This window comes from Mycobacterium sp. NGS50 (assembly GCF_059812545.1).
In genome coordinates this window covers 60,371-78,889 of the sequence record NZ_JCALCW010000020.1, presented here as the reverse complement: position 1 = coordinate 78,889, position 18,519 = coordinate 60,371, and the positions used below count along the sequence as shown (strand labels likewise).

The 18,519-nt window shown below is 67.5% G+C and carries 17 protein-coding genes and 1 pseudogene; 7 read left to right on the top strand and 11 right to left on the bottom strand.

Annotated elements, in window-relative coordinates; genetic code table 11:
- The first annotated feature begins 9 nt into the window (after positions 1-9).
- Together AC5Y36_RS15620 and AC5Y36_RS15615 are read left to right on the top strand one after the other, a co-directional pair.
- The gene (locus AC5Y36_RS15620; protein ID WP_500041832.1) at positions 10-990 is read left to right on the top strand and encodes an NAD(P)-dependent oxidoreductase; all 981 of its coding nucleotides are present in this window, start codon (positions 10-12) and stop codon (positions 988-990) included.
- A complete protein-coding gene (locus AC5Y36_RS15615) occupies positions 987-1,637 on the top strand; it encodes an L-fuculose-phosphate aldolase (protein ID WP_500041831.1) in 651 nt (216 codons plus the stop codon). The genes AC5Y36_RS15620 and AC5Y36_RS15615 overlap by 4 nt, the downstream gene beginning before the upstream one ends.
- 64 nt (positions 1,638-1,701) lie before the next feature.
- On the opposite strand, the gene AC5Y36_RS15610 is transcribed toward AC5Y36_RS15615, so the two are convergent.
- Complete coding sequence (locus tag AC5Y36_RS15610) at positions 1,702-2,568, bottom strand: alpha/beta fold hydrolase (protein WP_500041830.1); 867 nt, start codon at positions 2,566-2,568, stop codon at positions 1,702-1,704.
- Between the two features lie 67 nt (positions 2,569-2,635).
- On the opposite strand from AC5Y36_RS15610, the gene AC5Y36_RS15605 reads away from it, so the two are divergent.
- Positions 2,636-3,277, top strand: coding sequence for a winged helix-turn-helix transcriptional regulator (locus AC5Y36_RS15605; RefSeq protein WP_500041829.1), 642 nt, complete (start codon positions 2,636-2,638; stop codon positions 3,275-3,277).
- An 8-nt stretch (positions 3,278-3,285) separates the two neighbouring features.
- Here the strand turns inward: AC5Y36_RS15605 and AC5Y36_RS15600 are convergent, their stop codons facing one another.
- Complete coding sequence (locus tag AC5Y36_RS15600; protein WP_500041828.1) at positions 3,286-6,573, bottom strand: helix-turn-helix transcriptional regulator; 3,288 nt, start codon at positions 6,571-6,573, stop codon at positions 3,286-3,288.
- Between the two features lie 127 nt (positions 6,574-6,700).
- On the opposite strand from AC5Y36_RS15600, the gene AC5Y36_RS15595 reads away from it, so the two are divergent.
- Together AC5Y36_RS15595 and AC5Y36_RS15590 are read left to right on the top strand one after the other, a co-directional pair.
- Positions 6,701-6,922: a ribbon-helix-helix domain-containing protein gene (locus AC5Y36_RS15595; RefSeq protein WP_500041827.1), complete on the top strand. Its 222-nt coding sequence runs from the start codon at positions 6,701-6,703 to the stop codon at positions 6,920-6,922.
- On the top strand, positions 6,919-7,311 hold the full coding sequence (locus AC5Y36_RS15590; protein WP_500041826.1) for a PIN domain-containing protein: 393 nt from the start codon (positions 6,919-6,921) through the stop codon (positions 7,309-7,311). The genes AC5Y36_RS15595 and AC5Y36_RS15590 overlap by 4 nt, the downstream gene beginning before the upstream one ends.
- An 8-nt stretch (positions 7,312-7,319) precedes the next feature.
- On the opposite strand, the pseudogene AC5Y36_RS15585 reads toward AC5Y36_RS15590, so the two are convergent.
- From AC5Y36_RS15585 to AC5Y36_RS15565, 5 genes and pseudogenes are all read right to left on the bottom strand, one after another.
- Positions 7,320-7,715: pseudogene (locus AC5Y36_RS15585) on the bottom strand (helix-turn-helix transcriptional regulator); the annotation flags it as partial.
- 159 nt (positions 7,716-7,874) lie between these two features.
- Positions 7,875-9,086, bottom strand: coding sequence for a zinc-dependent alcohol dehydrogenase (locus tag AC5Y36_RS15580; RefSeq protein ID WP_500041825.1), 1,212 nt, complete (start codon positions 9,084-9,086; stop codon positions 7,875-7,877).
- Entirely contained in the window at positions 9,083-9,844 is a 762-nt protein-coding gene (locus AC5Y36_RS15575) for an SDR family NAD(P)-dependent oxidoreductase (protein ID WP_500041824.1), read from the bottom strand. The genes AC5Y36_RS15580 and AC5Y36_RS15575 overlap by 4 nt, the downstream gene beginning before the upstream one ends.
- 5 nt (positions 9,845-9,849) lie before the next feature.
- Positions 9,850-12,126, bottom strand: coding sequence for a molybdopterin-dependent oxidoreductase (locus tag AC5Y36_RS15570; protein WP_500041823.1), 2,277 nt, complete (start codon positions 12,124-12,126; stop codon positions 9,850-9,852).
- Positions 12,123-12,707, bottom strand: coding sequence for a TetR/AcrR family transcriptional regulator (locus AC5Y36_RS15565; RefSeq protein WP_500041822.1), 585 nt, complete (start codon positions 12,705-12,707; stop codon positions 12,123-12,125). Before AC5Y36_RS15565 ends, AC5Y36_RS15570 begins: the two co-directional genes overlap by 4 nt.
- Positions 12,708-12,800: 93 nt before the next feature.
- On the opposite strand from AC5Y36_RS15565, the gene AC5Y36_RS15560 reads away from it, so the two are divergent.
- Positions 12,801-13,583 (top strand): crotonase/enoyl-CoA hydratase family protein, encoded by a 783-nt coding sequence (locus AC5Y36_RS15560; protein ID WP_500041821.1) that lies wholly within the window; start codon positions 12,801-12,803, stop codon positions 13,581-13,583.
- Between the two features lie 380 nt (positions 13,584-13,963).
- Here the strand turns inward: AC5Y36_RS15560 and sppA are convergent, their stop codons facing one another.
- Positions 13,964-15,742, bottom strand: a complete 1,779-nt coding sequence (sppA, locus tag AC5Y36_RS15555) for a signal peptide peptidase SppA (RefSeq protein WP_500041820.1) — start codon at positions 15,740-15,742, stop codon at positions 13,964-13,966.
- 77 nt (positions 15,743-15,819) lie between these two features.
- On the opposite strand from sppA, the gene AC5Y36_RS15550 reads away from it, so the two are divergent.
- Positions 15,820-17,052 carry a serine hydrolase domain-containing protein gene (locus AC5Y36_RS15550; RefSeq protein WP_500041819.1) on the top strand — a complete coding sequence of 411 codons (1,233 nt, stop codon included), beginning with the start codon at positions 15,820-15,822 and terminating at the stop codon, positions 17,050-17,052.
- Positions 17,053-17,191: 139 nt separating this feature from the next.
- On the opposite strand, the gene rplO is transcribed toward AC5Y36_RS15550, so the two are convergent.
- From rplO to rpsE, 3 genes are read right to left on the bottom strand one after another with little or no spacing between them, the layout of a single operon-like run.
- Positions 17,192-17,632, bottom strand: coding sequence for a 50S ribosomal protein L15 (rplO, locus tag AC5Y36_RS15545; protein ID WP_500041818.1), 441 nt, complete (start codon positions 17,630-17,632; stop codon positions 17,192-17,194).
- The gene (rpmD, locus tag AC5Y36_RS15540; RefSeq protein WP_500041817.1) at positions 17,629-17,814 is read right to left on the bottom strand and encodes a 50S ribosomal protein L30; all 186 of its coding nucleotides are present in this window, start codon (positions 17,812-17,814) and stop codon (positions 17,629-17,631) included. The genes rplO and rpmD overlap by 4 nt, the downstream gene beginning before the upstream one ends.
- A 3-nt stretch (positions 17,815-17,817) precedes the next feature.
- Positions 17,818-18,492 carry a 30S ribosomal protein S5 gene (rpsE, locus tag AC5Y36_RS15535; protein ID WP_500041816.1) on the bottom strand — a complete coding sequence of 225 codons (675 nt, stop codon included), beginning with the start codon at positions 18,490-18,492 and terminating at the stop codon, positions 17,818-17,820.
- Positions 18,493-18,519: the final 27 nt, after the last annotated feature.

Sequence of the window (18,519 nt, the reverse complement as noted above, 5' to 3'; positions counted from 1 at the left end):
ACTCGGACCATGGCCACTCCCCCGCGAGCGCTGGTGACCGCCCCGATGCGGGGCGACGGATTCCACAAACTGCATCAGTTGGCCGATGTGGTCTACGACCCGTGGATCGAGCAGAGTCCGCTGCGCATCTACAGCGCTGAGCAGCTGGCCGAGCGGGTCCGGGCAGTAGGCGCCGAGATCCTGGTGGTGGAAAGCGACGCGGTGGCCGGCCCGGTGTTGGACTGCGGGCTGCGGGCCATCGCGTCGACCCGGGGTGACCCGAACAACGTCGACGTCGCCGCCGCCACCGCCGCGGGCATCCCGGTCCTGTTCACCCCGGGCCGCAACGCCGACGCCGTCGCCGAGATGACCCTGGCGTTGCTGCTGGCGGCCACCCGTCAGTTGTTGGTCGCCGACGCCGACGTGCGGGCCGGCGAAACATTTCGCGACGGCACCATCCCGTATCAGCGATTCCGCGCCTGGGAGATCGCCGGCGCCACGGCCGGGCTGATCGGCCTGGGTGCGGTGGGTCGGGCGCTGCGCTGGCGGCTGACCGGTTTGGGTCTGCGGGTCATCGCCTACGACCCCTACCACGAGGAAGCCCGGCATAGCCTGGACGAGCTGCTCGCCGAGGCCGACATCGTCTCGCTGCACGCCCCGGTCACCCAGGACACCGTCGGGCTGATCGGCACGACCGAGTTCGCCGCCATGCGCGACGGGGTGGTGTTCCTCAACACCGCCCGCGCTCAGCTGCACGACACCGATGCGTTGGTTGCCGCCCTGCAGAGCGGCAAGGTGGCCGCTGCCGGCCTGGACCATTTCGTCGGGGAATGGCTGCCGATCGACCATCCGCTGGCCGGCATGCCCAATGTGGTGCTGACCCCGCACATCGGCGGGGCCACCTGGAACACTGAGGTGCGGCAGGCGCAACTGGTGGCCGACGACCTGGAAGCATTGCTGTCCGGTCGGCGGCCGACCCATATCGTCAACCCGGAGGTGCTAGCACCATGAGGTTCGTGGACAACCCGGAAGCCGCGGTCCTGGCGGCGGCCAAGGACATGCTGCGCCGCGGCCTGGTCGAGGGCACCGCCGGCAACATCTCGGCTCGTCGCGAAGACGGCAACCTGGTCATCACGCCGTCCTCGGTCGACTACGCCGAGATGACCCTGCACGACTTGGTGTTGGTCGACCCGGACGGGACGGTGCTGCATGCCGCCGACGGCCGTTCACCGTCCACCGAGATGCAGCTGCATCTCGCCTGCTTTTCCGCATTCGACGACATCGGCGCCGTCATCCACAGCCACCCGGTCTGGGCCACCATGTTCGCGGTGGCGCATCAACCGATTCCGGCGTGTATCGACGAGTTCGCGATCTACTGCGGCGGCGACATCCGCTGCGCCGAATACGCGGCGTCGGGCACCCCGCAGGTCGGGGTCAACGCGGTGCGCGCGCTGGAAGGTCGGGCGGCGGCGCTGATCGCCAACCACGGCATGGTGGCCGTGGCGCCGAAGCCGGACAAGGCGCTGCATGTCACCGCGCTGGTCGAGCGCACTGCCCAGATCGCTTGGGGAGCACGTGCTTTGGGCGGCCCGGTGCCGGTGCCGGAGGAGGTGAACGCCAACTTCGGCGGCGTCTACACCTATCTCCGCTCCCGTTGACTCTGCGTCCAGGGCGCACGCCACTCGCACTTCTGCGCCGTGCACGCAGAGTCAACCGTGCTGGCTAGGAGTGCCAGTCGCGGATCGCTGCGGCGAATCGTTCGGGCGCATCGGACTGCACGAAGTGACCTGCCCCGTCGATGATTTCGGTGTGATGATCGGTGAACGTGTTCTCCCACCGCCGGCGTTCACCCTCGCCGAATGCGATATCGCCAGTGCCCCACACGATCAGCGTCGGCAGCGACGAGAGACCGTCCAGTTCGGCTTCGACATCGGCGAGGAAATTTCGGCTGCCGGTGATGCGGCCGGCGAAGATCGCCGAGGCCTCCCGACGCTGCGGGCTGGCCAGCGCCTTTTGGTAGTGCGCCATCTCAGCCGAGCTGGGCTTACCGAGTCGGTGGCCGGCCGGAATCATCGCGTTGACGGACAGATTGAACTGTCTGATCAGCAGGCGGCCCAGCGGTCCGCCCATCAGGTGCGACAGGATCTGAACATGGGCAGCGCCGATCGGCCAGGCCCACGTGTTGGCCAGCACCAGTCGATCGAACCTGCCGCGACGCTGCGCCAGGGCGGCCAGGCCGATCGGGCCGCCCCAATCGTGGGCCACCAGCGTGGCGTCGCGCAGCTCGAGCGCATCAACGAATCCGGCGACCACCTGCGCGTGTTCCTCGGGCAGAAACCGGTAGCCCGGTGCCGCAGACGACAACCCGAAACCGGGGTAGTCGACCGCGATGCAGCGGAATTCATCGCTCAACAGCCGGATCACGTCACGGTAGACGAATGACCAGGTCGGGTTGCCGTGCAAGAACAGCAGGGTCGGCCCGGCCCCCTCGTCCACATAGTGCAGGGAGTGTCCATCGATGTCGATGAAGCGGCTTTCGAATGGGAACAGCTCGTCGTCGACCCACACGGGTCGTTCAGCGACAACCATATTTGCCTCCTTCTTCCCGGTACACTTGATATAATCAACCATAATTGAAAACGTCAAGTAGGTGGGAATGAGCAGAGACTACGGCCAGTACTGCGGCCTTGCCCGCGCCCTCGATGTCGTCGGCGACCGGTGGAACCTGCTGATCGTCCGCCAATTGCTCATCGCTCCCGCCCGCTACCGGGAATTGCGCGACGGGCTGCCCGGTGTGGCGACCAACCTGCTCGCCGACCGGTTGCGCGACCTGGAGACCGCCGGGGTTGTCGAACGGCGGTTGGGCCACGGCGGTAACGCCGTCACGTATGCGCTGACCCCGTGGGGTGCGGCGCTGCGCGAGCCGATCGAGGGGCTCATCCGTTGGTCGGGACCGCTGATGACCCGCGGGCCCGAGGGGGATGTTTTCCGCGGCGAATGGCTGGCGCTGGCGCTGCCGGCCCTGTTCGGCGACCGGGTATCGACAGCCGCACCGGTGACGGTGGGTGTCGCTGTCGACGGGGAGCTGATCGCGGTGCGCGCGACGCCGACCGGGGTCGTCGCGGGTCAGCCCGATGGTCAAGCGCTCGACGCGATCATCACCGCGCCGGCGCCGATCATTCTCGGGCTGGCAGCCGGCATGCTCGGTTTGGCTGACGTCGCCGACGCCGTCGGCATCGACGGCGACGAGGCTGCCGTACGCGCAATATTCGGCGGCCTGTCAGCACCGGTGGCCTGACACCTGGTTCAGCTGTGGCGAGCGACTTCCTGCGCCAACTGCATGCGCGACGTCAGCCCCAGCTTGCTGTAGACGTGGGTGAGGTGCGTTTGGACGGTGCGAGGTGACACGAAAAGCCGGGTGCCGATGTCGGTGTTGGACAACCCCTCGCCAACGAGCCGCACAACGTCGCGCTCGGCCGGGGTGAGCGAGCCCCATCCGGTCGCCGACCGCTTGCGCTCCCCGCGACCGCGACACACATAGGAGATCGCCTCCTCGATGCTCAGCGCGGCACCCTCTCCCCAGGCCATGTTGAACTCGCTGTCGTCCAGGCCGTCGCGGAGAACCGCAACCCGCGACTCATGGTCAGGATCTAACGTTTTGAACCGGGCTATGCCGGTCTGTCGCCGCCCTGCGGCGGCCGCACCGAGGAGCCGGGCAGCGTCTCGGGACCTACCCTCTTCTCCCGCAACATACGCGAGACATTCGAGTGCATCTGGGACTGTCACCACGTACCCACGCAAGGCTGCGGCCAAGATCACCGCCTGGCGCGCATCGTGACCGGCACGTCGGGTATCTCCGCATGCGATCGCAACGCGCGCCCGATATACCAGCGCGGCCACCAGCGAAACCCCTTTGCTGACTGCCACCCCATCGTCGGCCCATCGGCCGGCGGTCGCCAGATCCCCACACGCCAACGGCGCCAACGGCGAAGGACCGTAGGAGGACGCTGTGGCCGACGTGAGCGGCGTGCGTTGTAATGCCGCTTCGTATGCGTCGCGCGACGCCGCCGCATCGCCGTCGACGAGTCGGATCAGCCCAGTCGCCGCGTGCACAACCCGATCGATGAATTCACCTAACGGCGCCCGATCCGCCAGAATCGCATCGACCGCAACTTGCGCCCCCTGAACGTCGCCCTGCCATGCCAGTACAAAGGCTTCGTTGATAAGCGCGGTAATGCAATTGAACGGATCGTGCACCGCCATGGCTTCCGCCAATACCGCTCGAATCTCGGCAACGGCGCCTGACAGATCCCCGCGGTGCATACGAGCAACTGCGCGAGCTACTTTGCACTGGCGCGCCGTGGGACCATCACCGATCGATTCGGCTAGTTCTAAGCCCTCACCGGCCGCTGCGTCGATCGCGGCGAGGTCGCCTACCGACATCGCGGCAGTAGCTTGCCAGCTGAGAATCTGGCTCAACCGCCATCGGTCGTCACATTGGCGGGCGAGCCGGCCAGCCTCTTCGAAGTCGGCTGCCGCCCTCTCGACGTCGAAGGCTAATGCGACCCCATGCGCGGCCAACGCTCGGATCACGAGGGCTGGATCAGCTGTTTCTCGCGCCAAGCCCAACGTCTCGTCAACCAGCTGTAGCGCTTCTGCCGAACCCATCCACCCCAGCAACAAGGCTTTGTCGGCAAGCGCCCACAGGCGAGCCGGCTGATCGCTTTGGGGGTCGGCGGCCAGGGCCGCGTCGAGCCAACCGAGGCCCTCACGCAGACGCCACCGAGTGAACCACAGTGGTTGTAGCGAGGCAGCCAGCTCCAACGCGGAACCGGTGTCGACATGTTCCAGACTCCAGGCGAATGCACCTCTGAGGTTATCGATCTCGATCTCTACCTGATCCAGCCGTCGGGCATGGCTCGAATCGGCAGGCGCGTCGAGCGTGGCCGCCATCGTGGTGTAGTAGTCCCGGTGCCGACAGCTGACGCTGTCAGACTCGCCGGACTCGCCAAGCTTTTCCAACGCGTACTGCCGGACAGTCTCCAACAGGCGGTATCTGGTTCGCTCCCTGTTGTTTTCAGCTACCAATAGGGACTTGTCCACAAGCAGGGTGAGTTGATCCAGCAGCTGATAGCGCTCCACGCCCGCGTCGCCGGCGACCGCGTGGGCGGCCTCCAGATCGAAGCCGCCGAGAAAAACGGCAAGTCGGCGAAACAGTACCCGCTCAGCCTCGGTCAGCAGCGCATGTGACCAATCCACGGAAGCATGCAACGTCTGCTGCCTGCGCACCGCTCTGCGGGCACCACCGGTCAACAGCCGAAAGCGATCGTGCAGCCCATCAAGGATTTCGTCAAGGGTCAGCGCCCGCACCCGCGCCGCCGCCAATTCGATCGCCAAGGGCATGCCGTCGAGTCGACGACAAATTTCTGCCACCGTTGCCGCGTTGGTGGACGTGACACCGAAGCCCGGTTGGGCTCGACCAGCCCGGTCGGTGAACAACTCGATCGCCTCGTCCGCCAGCGACAGCGACGGCACTGCAAAGGCGACTTCACCGGCAATCCCGATCGGTTCCCGACTGGTCGTCAATATCCGCAATTCCGGACACGCGGCGAGCAGGGCACCGGCGAGGGAGGCACTCGCATCGAGCAGATGCTCGCAGTTGTCGACGACAATGAGCATGCGTCTGCAATCGATGAACTGAACCAACGTGTCTGCCGTCGAGCGTCCTGGCTGATCGGGTAACCCCAATGCGCGCGCCGCTGCGACGGGCACTACGTCGGCATTCGTGATCGGCGCCAGGTCGATGTACCACACACCGTCGGGCACCCGCGGTGACTGTTGCCGTGCGAGCTCAGCGGCCAGCCTGGTCTTGCCCGCACCACCGGGACCGGTCAACGTCACCAACCGGTGCTCGGCGAGAAGCCGATTGATATCCGCCATCTGCGTGTCGCGTCCGATGAAGCTGGTGAGATGAATCGGAATATTTTTCACAGCACCGGGTTTCGCGACGCGAAGCGGCGGGAAGTCGTTGTTCAGATCAGGGTGGCACAACTGGGCAACACGTTCGGGTCGGGGTAGATCCCGCAGCGGATGCATGCCGCAGTCAGCGAGCCAGGCACCGGGTGTCAGCTGGTCCACTGCTAAATCGCTTGTGACGCCAGAGAGTACGGTCTGGCCACCGTGCCCCAGGTCGCGGAGTCGCGCGGCACGGTTGATGGTCGTCCCGATGTAGTTGCCCTCATCACGCAGCTGGACATCACCGGTGTGGATTCCAATGCGCAGCCGAATCGGCAGCAGCGGAGCCCGCTGCAGGTCCAGGGCACATGCAACCGCATCTCCGGCGTGGGTGAATGCGACCACGAAGCTGTCGCCTTCGCCCTGTTCCACCGGACGCACCCCGTGATGGGCGACCACCACCTCAGCCAGTATGCGATCCAGCGCAGCGACCGCCGCCGTCATCGCCTCCGGCTGGGTCTGCCACAGCCGCGTGGACCCCTCGACGTCTGCCAACAGCAGCGTCACCGTTCCCGTCGGCAAGTCGCTCACGCCCAGCTCACTCCACTTCACCAGCGGCGTGTCCACGTGTCCGCCCATGCTAACCAGCCTGCACCGACCGCACCGACAAAACATCAGCGTCAGCGCGTATAAGCGCCAACCGCAACGCGCACCGGAACGCCATGCTGTATACGTCATATCGCTGAGTGGCGTAGGCTTGACGGGTATGAAGCGACTGCAGATCTACATCGAAGAAGAGGTCGACCAGGCGCTTGGCGTCGAAGCGCGCCGGCAACGCAAGTCCAAGGCAGCACTCATCCGGGAATATGTGGCCGATCGGCTTCGCATGCACGGGCCGGATCCGGTCGATGCTTTCATCGGATCATTTGACGCCGGAGCTGACCTGTCCGCATCCGTGGACGACGTGGTCTACCGGACCCGTCAATGATCTTCGTTGACACCTCCTTCTGGGCCGCACTGGGCAACGCCACCGACGCGCGGCACATGACCGCCACAATGCTGTGGGCGAGCAAACCGCCCATCGTGGTGACCTCGAACCACGTCCTGGGTGAAACGTGGACGCTGCTCAACCGGCGCTGCGGTCGTCGGGTCGCGGTCAAGGCCGCTGCCATCCGATACAGCAGCCAGGTTCGGCTCGAGCACATTACCGCCGAACTGGAGGAGCATGCCTGGGAGTGGCTCACCCGCCACGACGAGCGCGAATACTCGTTTGTCGACGCGACGAGCTTCGTCCTGATGCGCAAAAGGAAGATCCACGAGGCCTTTGCCTTTGATGGTGATTTCAGTGCAGCCGGATTCGTCGAGCTGCGGGCCTGAGCGCCGACTCAGGCGTGCCGGGCCGCCTCCTGGGCGAGTTGCATGCGGGAGGTCAGCCCGAGTTTGGTGTAGACGTGGGTGAGGTGGGTCTGCACGGTCCGCGGCGAGATGAACAACCGGGCACCGATGTCCGAGTTGGATAGCCCGTCAGCGACGAGTCGGACCACGTCGCGCTCGGCCGGCGTCAGCGAGCCCCAGCCGCTGGCAGGCCGTCGGCGTTCACCCCGGCCCCGCTGCGCGTAGGCGATCACCTCCTCAGTGGACAGCCCGGCGCCGTCTGCCCAGGCAGCGTCAAAGTCGCTGTCTCCCATCACATCACGCAGCACAGCCACCGAGGACTCGTAACCGGCATCCCAGACCTTGAACCGCGCCGCGCCCATGCGCTTTCGCGCTACGCCACTCGCACTTTTCCGCCATACACGCAGAGTCAGCCGTGCTGATGGCGGACAGCCCTCGGCCCTGACCTCGTGCTCTCGCCCGTAGCCGCGATAATCGCTGGTGCCGGACCCCCGGTTGCCGGTCCAGGCGACCTCGACGGTGTAGGTGTGCTGGTGCGGCATCGGCTACCTCTGATCGAATGCGACTTTGACGGCCCCGCTGCGGCCCTGATCGGCGAGCGCCAGGAACGCGTCCCGCCACCGCTCCAGTGTGAAGGTGTGAGTCAGCATGGGCCGCAGATCAATTCGGCCGTCGGCGACCAGGTCGAGATAGTGGGCGATGGCATGTCGGCGCACACCGACCACTTCCTCGATCCCGAATGCGTTGGAACCCACCCAGCGGATCTCCTTGAAATACAACGGGCTCCACTCCCAGCGACCCAGCGCATGCACCCCGGCCTTGACCAGCGTGCCGCGAGCGGTGAGCACCCGCACCCCGACCTCGAAGGTTTCCGGCTTGCCGACGGTGTCGTAGACGACGTCGATCGGGCCGGGATAGGCCATCGGCAGGCCCTGCAGCGGCTGCCGTAGCCGACCACCGCCCCAGGCGACCAGTTCCTCGATCAGCGCCAGCCGGGGTTCATGCGCCAGCACGAGTTCGGCTCCGAACCGGCGGGCCAGCCCGGCCTGCGCGTCGAAGCGCGCCGCCACCGCCACCGCCACATCCGGGTACAGCGCCCGCAGGATCGCCACCGCGCACAGCCCCAGCGAGCCCGCGCCGTAGACCAGCACCCGCCCCGACGGCGGCGGCGGGTGCCGGGTGATGGCGTGCAGGGACACCGAGAACGGGTCGGCGAACACCGCGGCCTCGTCGGGCACCGACGCCGGCACGTCGAAGAGCATGCTGTCGTGGGCCGGCATCAGTTCGGCGTAGCCGCCGGTGACGTCCGCCGACACCCCGGTGTGGATGCCGGGTTTGATGTCGCCGTCGCAGAAACTCCAGCACAGGCTGTAGTCGCCGCTCTGACAGGCCGGGCACACCGGATCGATGCCGCGCGGACCGCACGACAGCCACGGGTTGAGCACCACCCGCTGCCCGACTTCGATGCCGCGGGCCTTGGGACCGACCGCCACCACGTCGGCCACCACTTCGTGGCCCATGACTTGCGGGAAGGAGCAGAACGCGGCCATCGCGTTGTCGGCGTCACCCTCGCCGAAGTCGAGCAGGATCTGCTTGGAGTCCGACCCGCAGATGCCGGTCAGCCGCGGCCGGGTGATCACCCAATCATCGCGTAGCAGGGTCGGATCGGGTATCTGCTGCAGCGCGATCGGGCTGTGGGCCAACGCGTCCGGCGCTGACACCGGCTCGGGGGGCACCCCGTAGACCAGTGCCCTCATGGCGGTGCCATCGCCGCCGCCCCGGCGATATAGGCGTCCAGGTCGGTGTTCTTGGCGTCGACGACCGCTTTCAGATCAGGCAGGTAGTGCTCGAAGCGGTGACTGCCCAGTGCGGCGATGATGCCGTCGGCGACGTCCTCGGGCGACACCTTCGGTCCGGTGTACAGCGGAGCCTCGTTGTCGGGCTGATCCCATATCTCGGTGTCGACGGGTCCCGGCTCGATCAGTTTGATCGATACTCCGGTGCCGTGCAGGTCGACGGCCATCGCCTCGCTCCACCCGCACAGCGCGAACTTGCTGGCGCTGTAGGCGGATTCGTGGATGATGCCCAGCCGTCCGCCCATGCTGGACACGTTGACGATCACGCCCGCGCCGGTCGCCAGCATCCGCGGCAGCACGGCCAGGCTGAGCCGCATCGGCGCGAAGAAGTTGACCCGCATGACGGTTTCCACCTCGGCCGGATCGAGCGCGGTGACGCTGCGGCGCTTGGGGATTGCCGCATTGTTGACCAGCACGTCGACGCCGCCCAGCGCATCCCAGGCGTGCGCCGCCAGGCCATCCAGCGCCGCGGTGTCGGCCAGGTCGGCCACCCACATCACCGAGGCCGGTGAGGTGCGCTGACAGTCGGCCAGCACCTCGGCCAGGCGGTGTTCGCGGCGCGCAATCAGCCCGACCACGGCACCTTGTTCGGCCAGTCGCCGGGCCAGTGCGGCCCCTACCCCGGAGGAGGCGCCGGTGATGAGCACCCGCTTGCCCACAGGCGTCAGTCTACGGCCGCGACCAACTCCGCGGGGTGCGCCTGGTCGACCGCCGTGCGGATCGCCTCGATGCGGGCCGGAACGTGTTTGTGCCACGGGGTTCCGGCGTAGGCGTCACGCCAGCCGGTGGAGGTCAGCGCGTTGGGTGCGACACCGGGAACCTGGCGGCGTCCGTCGGCATCGACGTAGTCCAAGCCGTAGCCGTTGGGCAGGGCGGCATGCCCGCTCTGCATGGTGTCGTTGATCTCGACGGTGGCCTCGGCGCTGCCGGCCGCGGTGGTGATCTTCGCCCGGTCACCGTCGGCCAGCCCCAGAGCGGCGGCGTCCTCGACGCTGATCCGCAGTGCCCCTTCGGCATCACGTTTGCGCCAGGTCGGGTCGCGGAAGATGTCGTTGGCGGTGTACGCGCGCCGCTCACCGGCCGACAATACGATCGGAAACTCCGGTGTGGTGGTGTGCGACGGCCGATCGCTCAGGACCGCGATCTCGTCGAGCATCGCGGGGATTTCCAACGCGATCTTGCGGTCGGGGTGGGTGATCAGGTCGAAGTCCTGCTCGTACTCGTGCTCGGTGAACACCACCCCCGAAGGGTTGTCCAGGATGGCGTCGAAGAGCGCGTTCCCGTCCGTGTGCCCGGCGCGGCGCACCGCGTCCGGGTAGGTCATCGCCGTCTTCTGCGCCAAACCCCACAGCGCCGCCGCGCCAGCCAATCCCTCGGGCAATGTCGGGCCCAACGTTTCGTAGAGCACGTACGGGGTCAGCCGGGCCACCGTCGGGTTGCTGCCCAACGCGGTGAAAAATGCTGCGGTGTAAGCCTCGCGGCCCTGCTCGGCGGCCGCACGCAGCGGCCGCAGATCGGCGTCGTCGACGATGCCGAGCGCACGGACCAGCCGCGCCCAGATCTCTGGTTCGGGCAGTGTTCCGGGAAGCGGGTCGAACAGTGGCCGGCGCAGCTGGAAGGTGTTGTGCGGGAATTCCAGGTTGAAGAATGTCGCCTCCGGCTTCTCGAACTGCGACGCCGCCGGCAGCACGTAATGCGCGAGGCGGGCGGTCTCGGTCATCGCGACATCGACCACCACCAGCAGTTCCAGCGACTCGAATGCCTCGCGGCAGGACGCGGAGTTCGCCAGGGAGTGCGCCGGGTTGCTGCTTTCCACGATCATCGCCCGGATGCGGTCGGGATGGTCGGTCAGGATCTCCTCGGGCACCACGTTCCCGGGGACCAGCCCGCCGATGATCGGCGCACCGGTGACCGGGGTGCGACCGGACACCTGGTTGAACAGCGGCGCGAACGACGAGTGCAGGTGCTGTGCACCCCGTTTGGCGAAGTTTCCGGTCATGATCCACAGCAGCTTGTTCAGATACGAGCACAACGTGCTGTTGGGCGCCTGCTGTACACCGAGGTCCTCGAACACCGACACACTGGCCGCGCCGGCGACGCGTCGGGCGGCGGCGCGCAGCAACGCTTCCTCGACCCCGCAACACTCCGCGAAATCGGCGACCGGAACGTCGCGCAACACCGCGCGCACCGCATCGACACCGCTGACATGCTCGGCGAGAAAGGTCTCGTTGCAGAGGTTTTCCTGAACCAGGACGGCTGCCAGCGCAGCCAGGCACCAGGCGTCGGTCCCCGGCCGAACCCGCAGATGGAAGTCGGCCATCTTGGCGGTGTCGGTGATCACCGGGTCGATGACGATCATGGATCGTTGCGGATCGTTGGCGATCTCGTGCAACACGGTCCGGGCCCGCGGAAAGCTCTGCGACATCCACGGGTTCTTGCCGACGAACACCGACACCTCGGCATGGGCGAACTCGCCACGGGTGTGCCCGCCGTAGAGCTGGCTGTCGATCCAGTACTCGCCGGTCTTCTCCTGCGCCAGCGCGTTGGAGCGGTAGCGTGAGCCCAGCGCCTTGAGGAAGGCACCGCTGTAGCCACCGCCCAGGTGGTTGCCCTGCCCGCCACCGCCGTAGTAGAAGATCTTGTCGCCACCGTAGCTGTCGCGAATACCCTTGAAGCCGTCTGCGATCTCGCTTATCGCGGTATCCCAGTCGATTTCCTCGAAACTGCCGTCGGCGCGTCGGCGCAGCGGGGAGGTCAGCCGGGATTGGTTGTTCTGGTAGTGATCCAGCCGCAGCGCCTTGTTGCAGGTGTAGCCCTGGGTGCCGGGGTGCGCCTTGTCGCCACGGATACGGGCCAGGCTGCGGTCGTCGACCTGCACGACGATGCCGCAGTTGCATTCACACAGGATGCAGGCGGTGGGCTGCCAGTCCGTTTGGCTCATGGCGTCACTCCTGAAGTTTCGGCTTCCAGTTGGGTTCGCAGTTGCCGGTGCACAGCCTCCAACGGCTGCACGTCGCGGCGCACCCGGGCCAGCAGGATCGCGCCTTCGAGCGCCGAGATCATCAGTGCGGCAAGCTCATCAGCCCGCCCGGGTGCCACTCCGTCGGCGACGAAGCACTGAGCTGTCAGCGTGCTCCACCGATCGAAGACCGCCGCGGCTCGCTCGATCACCGGCGCCATCTTGTCGCGGTCGTTTGGCTCGCCGGCCTCCACCGACACCGCCGCGATCGGGCAGCCCGCGCGAAAGTCGGTTTCCAGCAGTTGCTGTCGATAGAAGGCGGTCAACGTGTCGAGCAGATCGACGCTGCGCTCGGCGCGGCCGATGGCCGCCGCGATGAAGTCGCCGGTGTAGTCGACCGCTTCGCACAGCAGCTGGGTTCGCCCGCCCGGGAAGTAATGGTAGGCCGAACCGCGTGGCGCGCCGCTGTGCGCCAGCACGTCGGAGATCGCGGTGGCGTGGGCGCCGCGTTCCCGGATCAGCATCGCCGCCGACCTCACCATCCGCTCGCGAGGGCTTCGCATGAGACTCCATCTTCTTGACCGACAGGTCTATCTATGATGGCATACATAACGAGCCATGTATAGCGCTCTACATAATCCGAGGCGAGGAGTCCCATGACCTACGAAACGCTGCGGGTTCGCCGCGACGGCCACGTGCAGATCATCGGCCTGAACCGGCCGGAGAAGCGCAACGCGTTCACCTCGACGATGCTGCGCGAGCTGGCCGCCGCCTACGGTGAGCTCGAGCGAGACGACACCGTTCGTGTCGGCGTGCTCTACGGCGAGGGCAGCATGTTCACTGCCGGCCTGGATCTGGCCAACGTCGCCGCCGACATCCAGAGCGGTATGACCCATGTCCCCGACGGCGGTGTCAGCCCGTGGCAGACGGATGGTCAGCAGCTGTCCAAACCGATGGTCGTTGCCGTGCACGGCAAGGTGTTGACCCTCGGTATCGAGCTGATGCTGGCGGCCGACATCGTCGTGGCCGCCCAGGACGCGACCTTCGCGCAGCTCGAGATCGCCCGCGGCATCTACCCGTTCGGCGGCGCCACCATCCGCTTCCCCCGCGCCACCGGTTGGGGCAATGCGATGCGCTGGCTGCTGACCGCCGAGACCTTCGACGTCGCCGAAGCCCACCGCATCGGCCTGGTGCAGGAGGTGGTCGCCGACGGCGCGCAGCTGACCCGCGCGATCGAGATCGCCCAGACCATCGCCCGCCAGGCGCCACTGGGTGTGCAGGCCACTCTGCGCAGCGCGCGTCAGGCCGTGCGTGCCGGTGACGCGGCCGCCGAGGCCGACCTGGTGCCGACCGTGCAGCGACTGTTCACCAGCGAGGACGCCGCCATCGGGGTGCAGGCGTTTTTGACCCGCGGCACACCGGAGTTCGTCGGCCGTTGATCTCATCTGTCACTTTGGTCGCGGCAGCTCAGGCATGTGCTGGGGTGCCCGCGTCCGAGCGACATTTCGGCGTTTTCGCAGGCTGCCGCGCGTGCTCACCGTCCCATGCGACACAGGCATCTCACGATGCGTCGATGGCGAGCCGGTGCCCGGCTGATAGCGACAACGCGTTGTCGCTCTGACGCGGGCACTCGCTCAGGAGCGACAATCTGAGGCGAGTGAGGCGGACGGGGTGCCAGGGTCGCGAGTGATGACTCGTAGGCCGCGCGATCACCGCCCACCAGGGCTTTCTCCGTGGTTGTCGCTCGAACTCGGGCGCAACACCAACTACCCCGAAATCCGGGACGGATGGGACTGGTGGGACGACAACCGGCCAGGCGCTACAACCGGCTCTCCCCCAGCCACAACACGCTGGCGCCACTCACCCGGTGCTGGGTCTCCTCCACCACCCCGATCAGGGAGCGCACCAGCAGCGCACCGACCGCCTGCGGCAACGACGCCGCGGCCGGTTGCGAGGACGGCCGGGGCCGCAGGAACTCCCAGATCGACGACCCGGGGTAGCTGAACGTGCGGATCTCCGCGTCGGGCTGCAGTCCGGCCAACACCTTGGCGCGGCGTACCGCGGTGACCAGCCCGCCGAGTTCGTCGACCAGGCCGTGGTCCCGCGCGTCGGCTCCGGTCCACACCCGGCCCCGGGCCACCGCTTCGACCGCGTCCACGGACAGCTTTCGCCCCTCGGCGACCCGGGCGACGAAGTCGGCGTAGAACAGGTCGGCTTCGGCCTCGACCTGGGCCTGCTGCGCGGCGGTGAACGGCGCATTGGTGGACCAGGCGTCGGCGTTGGCGTTGGTGCGCACCGCGTCACTGCCGACGCCCAGACGTTCCTTGAGTCCGGCCGCAATCAGTTTGCCGGTCACCACGCCGATCGAACCGGTGATGGTGCCCGGGTTGGCGACGATCGCGTCCGCGATCGCCGAGATGTAATAGCCGCCGGATGCGGCCACCGATCCCATCGACGCCACCACCGGTTTGCCGGCTTTGCGCGCTTCGGCAACCGCACGCCAGATGGTTTCCGACCCGGTGACCGATCCACCGGGGCTGTCCACCCGCAGCACGATCGCCGCCACCTCGTCGTCGGCGGCGGCTTCTCGCAGCGCCGCGGCGATGGTGTCGCCGCCGGCGCTGGAGTTGGCGCCCACCGGCAGCACGCCCGGCCCCCCTCGGCCGCTCACGATGGCGCCGGCGACCGTCACGACCGCAATCGCCGGTTTGGGCTTGCGCCCCGGAAGGCTGGGTCCTGGCCGGTCGGCGGTGGCGTGCGCATAGCGCGACAGGTACAGCCGCGGGGGTGCACCGTCGCCGTCGGCGCTGGAGATGCCTTCAGCACCAACCAGTTCAGCGATCCGCAGGTAGGCCTCGTCGCGGAATCCGATCCGATCGATCAGGCCGCCGTCCACCGCGTCGTCGCGCAGCAGCGGGGCGCGGTCGGCCAGCCGATCGACGGCGTCGGCGTCGAGGTCACGGGCTTGCGCGACGGCCGCCCGCACCTGCGCATGCAGGCTTTGCACCAGCGCGGTGTCGGCTTCGCGGTGGGCGTCGGTGTAGCTGTCCTGAGTGAAAAGGTTTGCCGCCGACTTGTATTCGCCTCGGGCCACGAACTGAGCTTCGATGCCGGCCTTGTCCAGCGCACCGCGCAGGAACATCGCGTTGGTGGCGAAGCCGATCAGCCCGACCGTCCCCGACGGCTGCATCCAGACCTCACCGAACGCCGATGCAAGGTAGTAGGACAGTGTGCCCGGATAGGTCTCCGCCCAGGCCAGTGAAGGCTTGACGGCGGTGAACGCCGCGATCGCCTCGCGCAATTCCTGCACCGGCCCCGCTGATGCGGCCGGTATCTGCACGCGCGCAATCAGTCCGGATACGCGGGGGTCCTCCGCGGCCCGATGAATCGCGGCGACGACGTCGCGCAGCACCGGCGGCCGTCCGCCGCTGCTGATGATCGCCAGCGGATCGAATCCGCTGGTCTCGCGCGGCACCGACTGCAGGTCGAGCTCCAGCACACAGCCGTTGGGCACGCCGTGGTGGCGGGCGGTGTCGACCCGGCGGGCCACGTCGCGCAGATCATCGAGGCCGGGCAAACCGGGAACCAAGGAGAACATGCCATCGAGCCTACCGACGCCGTCCGATTCCCCGCGATTCGGTGATCACAGGCCCCCGGTCGCGGTATAAACGCCGGATGGTGCTCAAGGTCAAGGTTTCGCCGGACCTGATCGGCGGCGACGTCGATGAGGGCTACGGCAAGGTCGCCGACGCGTTTCGCACGAATTTCGCCGGCGGACGCGAGGTCGGCGCCGCCGTCGCCGCCTATCGCGACGGGGTCAAAGTGGTCGATCTGTGGGGCGGCTACCGCAACGGCCTGACTCAACAGCCGTGGCAGCCCGACACCATGGTCAACGTGTTCTCCAGCACCAAGGGTGTCGCCGCCCTCGCGGTCGGGCTGGCGGTGTCGCGGGGGTTGTTCGGCTACGACGACAAGGTCGCCGATCACTGGCCGGAATTCGCCCAGGCGGGCAAGGCCCAGGTGACGGTGCGTCAACTGCTGGCCCATCAGGCCGGCCTGCCGGTGATGAAACCGGCCCCCACCCTGGCCGATGTGGCCGACCCCGAGCGGCTGGCGCCGATCCTGGCGGTCCAGCGCCCGATCTGGGCGCCGGGGACCAGGCACGGCTATCACGCGATCACGCTGGGCTGGTATGAGTCCGAGCTGATCCGTCGCACCGATCCGGCCGGGCGCACCCTGGGCCGCTTCTTCGCCGACGAGATCGCCGGTCCGCTCGGGCTGGATCTGCATATCGGGCTACCCGATTCGGTGTCCCGTGACCGGGTGGCGCACTTGCACCAGTTCTCGCGTGCGGAGGCTCTGCTGCACGTCAACTCGATACCGCCGCAGCTGCTTGCCGCCTCGCTCAACCCGGCCGGCCTGATGGCCCGGGCCGGTCGCCTGCCCAGTGATGTGAACCCGTGGGCAGGCGACTACAACCGCGACGAGGTGCGGGCGGTGGAAATCCCATCCGCCAACGGGATCAGGACCGCCTCGGGCATCGCCCGACTCTACGGCGCGGCGGCGACCGCGGATGCGGGGTTGGGTCTGGGCCCCGAGGTGCTCGCCGGGCTGGCTGCCACGCCGGCGCCGCCCACCCGCGGCGAGCGCGACAAGGTGCTCAAGGTGGTTGGTGTCTTCTCGTTGGGGCTGACCAAACCGGCTGGCGGTTTGGTCTTCGGCTCCTCCGACAAGGCCTATGGAACACCGGGTTTGGGTGGCTCATTCGGGTTCGCCGACCCCGACACCGGTGTCGGGTTCAGCTACGTGATGAACCGCCTGGGCTTTCACCTCTACAGCGATCCCCGGGAGTTCGCCCTGCGGCAGGCGCTGTTCCGCGACGTGCTGGGGGCGCGACCGCAGATGTAGCGCCGAGCAGACGCGAGAGTGCGTCCACGCAGGGGTCTACTCGAACAATGTCTGCGTGGCGGCACTTTCGCGGCGCCGGCTAGACGCGAGAGCCCCGGCACGCCAGGCGTGCCGGGGCTCTCGCGTCTGCTCGCGCAGCCTACAGTTCGGTGGCCGAACCGCCGGCGGCACTGATCTTCTCGCGGGCGCTGCCGCTGAACTTGTGCGCGGTGACGTCGATCTTGACGGCGATCTTGCCGTCGCCGAGCACCTTCACCAGCGTGTTCTTGCGAACCGCACCCTTGGCGACCAGCTCGTCGACCCCGACGGTGCCACCCTCGGGGAACAACCGCCCCAGATCGCCGACGTTGACGACCTCGTAGGAGGTACGGAACCGGTTGCGGAAGCCCTTGAGCTTGGGCAGCCGCATGTGGATCGGCATCTGGCCACCCTCGAAGGTCGCCGGCACGTTCTTGCGTGCCTTGGTGCCCTTGGTGCCGCGGCCCGCGGTCTTACCCTTGGAGCCTTCGCCTCGACCGACACGGGTCCGCTTGGTCTTCGAACCCGGCGCCGGCTTCAGGTCATGCAGCTTGATGGTCACTTGCCGACCTCCTCTACGGTCACGAGGTGGTTAACCACCCGGATCAGCCCGCGGGTCTGGGCATTGTCCTCACGCACCACCGACTGGCGGATCTTCCGCAGCCCCAGGGTGCGCAGGCTTTCCCGCTGCTTCCAGCGTGCGCCGATAGTGCCGCGCACCTGGGTGATCTTCAGCTCTGCCATGGTTTATGCCGATCCCTCGCGCGCGGCGGCGGCCGCCAGCGCTTCGCTCTCCCGACGCGCCTTCAGCATCGCCGCCGGCGCCACATCCTCGATCGGCAGGCCGCGGCGGGCCGCCACCTCCTCGGGACGCTGCAACATCTTCAGTGCGGCCACGGTGGCATGCACCACGTTGATCGCATTGTCGCTACCCAGCGACTTGGACAGGATATCGTGCACGCCCGCGCATTCCAGCACCGCGCGCACCGCACCGCCGGCGATGACCCCGGTACCGGGGCTGGCCGGACGCAGCAGCACCACGCCGGCTGCGGCCTCACCCTGCACGGGGTGGGTGATGGTGCCACCGATCAGCGGAACCCGGAAGAATCCCTTGCGGGCCTCCTCGACGCCCTTGGCGATGGCCGCGGGAACTTCCTTGGCCTTGCCGTATCCGACACCGACCATGCCGTTGCCGTCGCCGACGATCACCAGCGCGGTGAAGCTGAACCGGCGACCACCCTTGACGACCTTGGAAACACGGTTGATGTTGACAACCCGCTCCAGGTAGTTGCTCTTCTCACCGTCGCGACCGCCCCGGCCGCCGTCGCGGCGGCCGGCGTCACGACGACCGCGGCCCTCGCCGCGGTTATCACGGGTGTCACCAGCGCCCTGCGCGGTTGCCCCGGTCGGCTGCTCCGCCATTATGCGGTCCTTCCACTGTTGTGCATC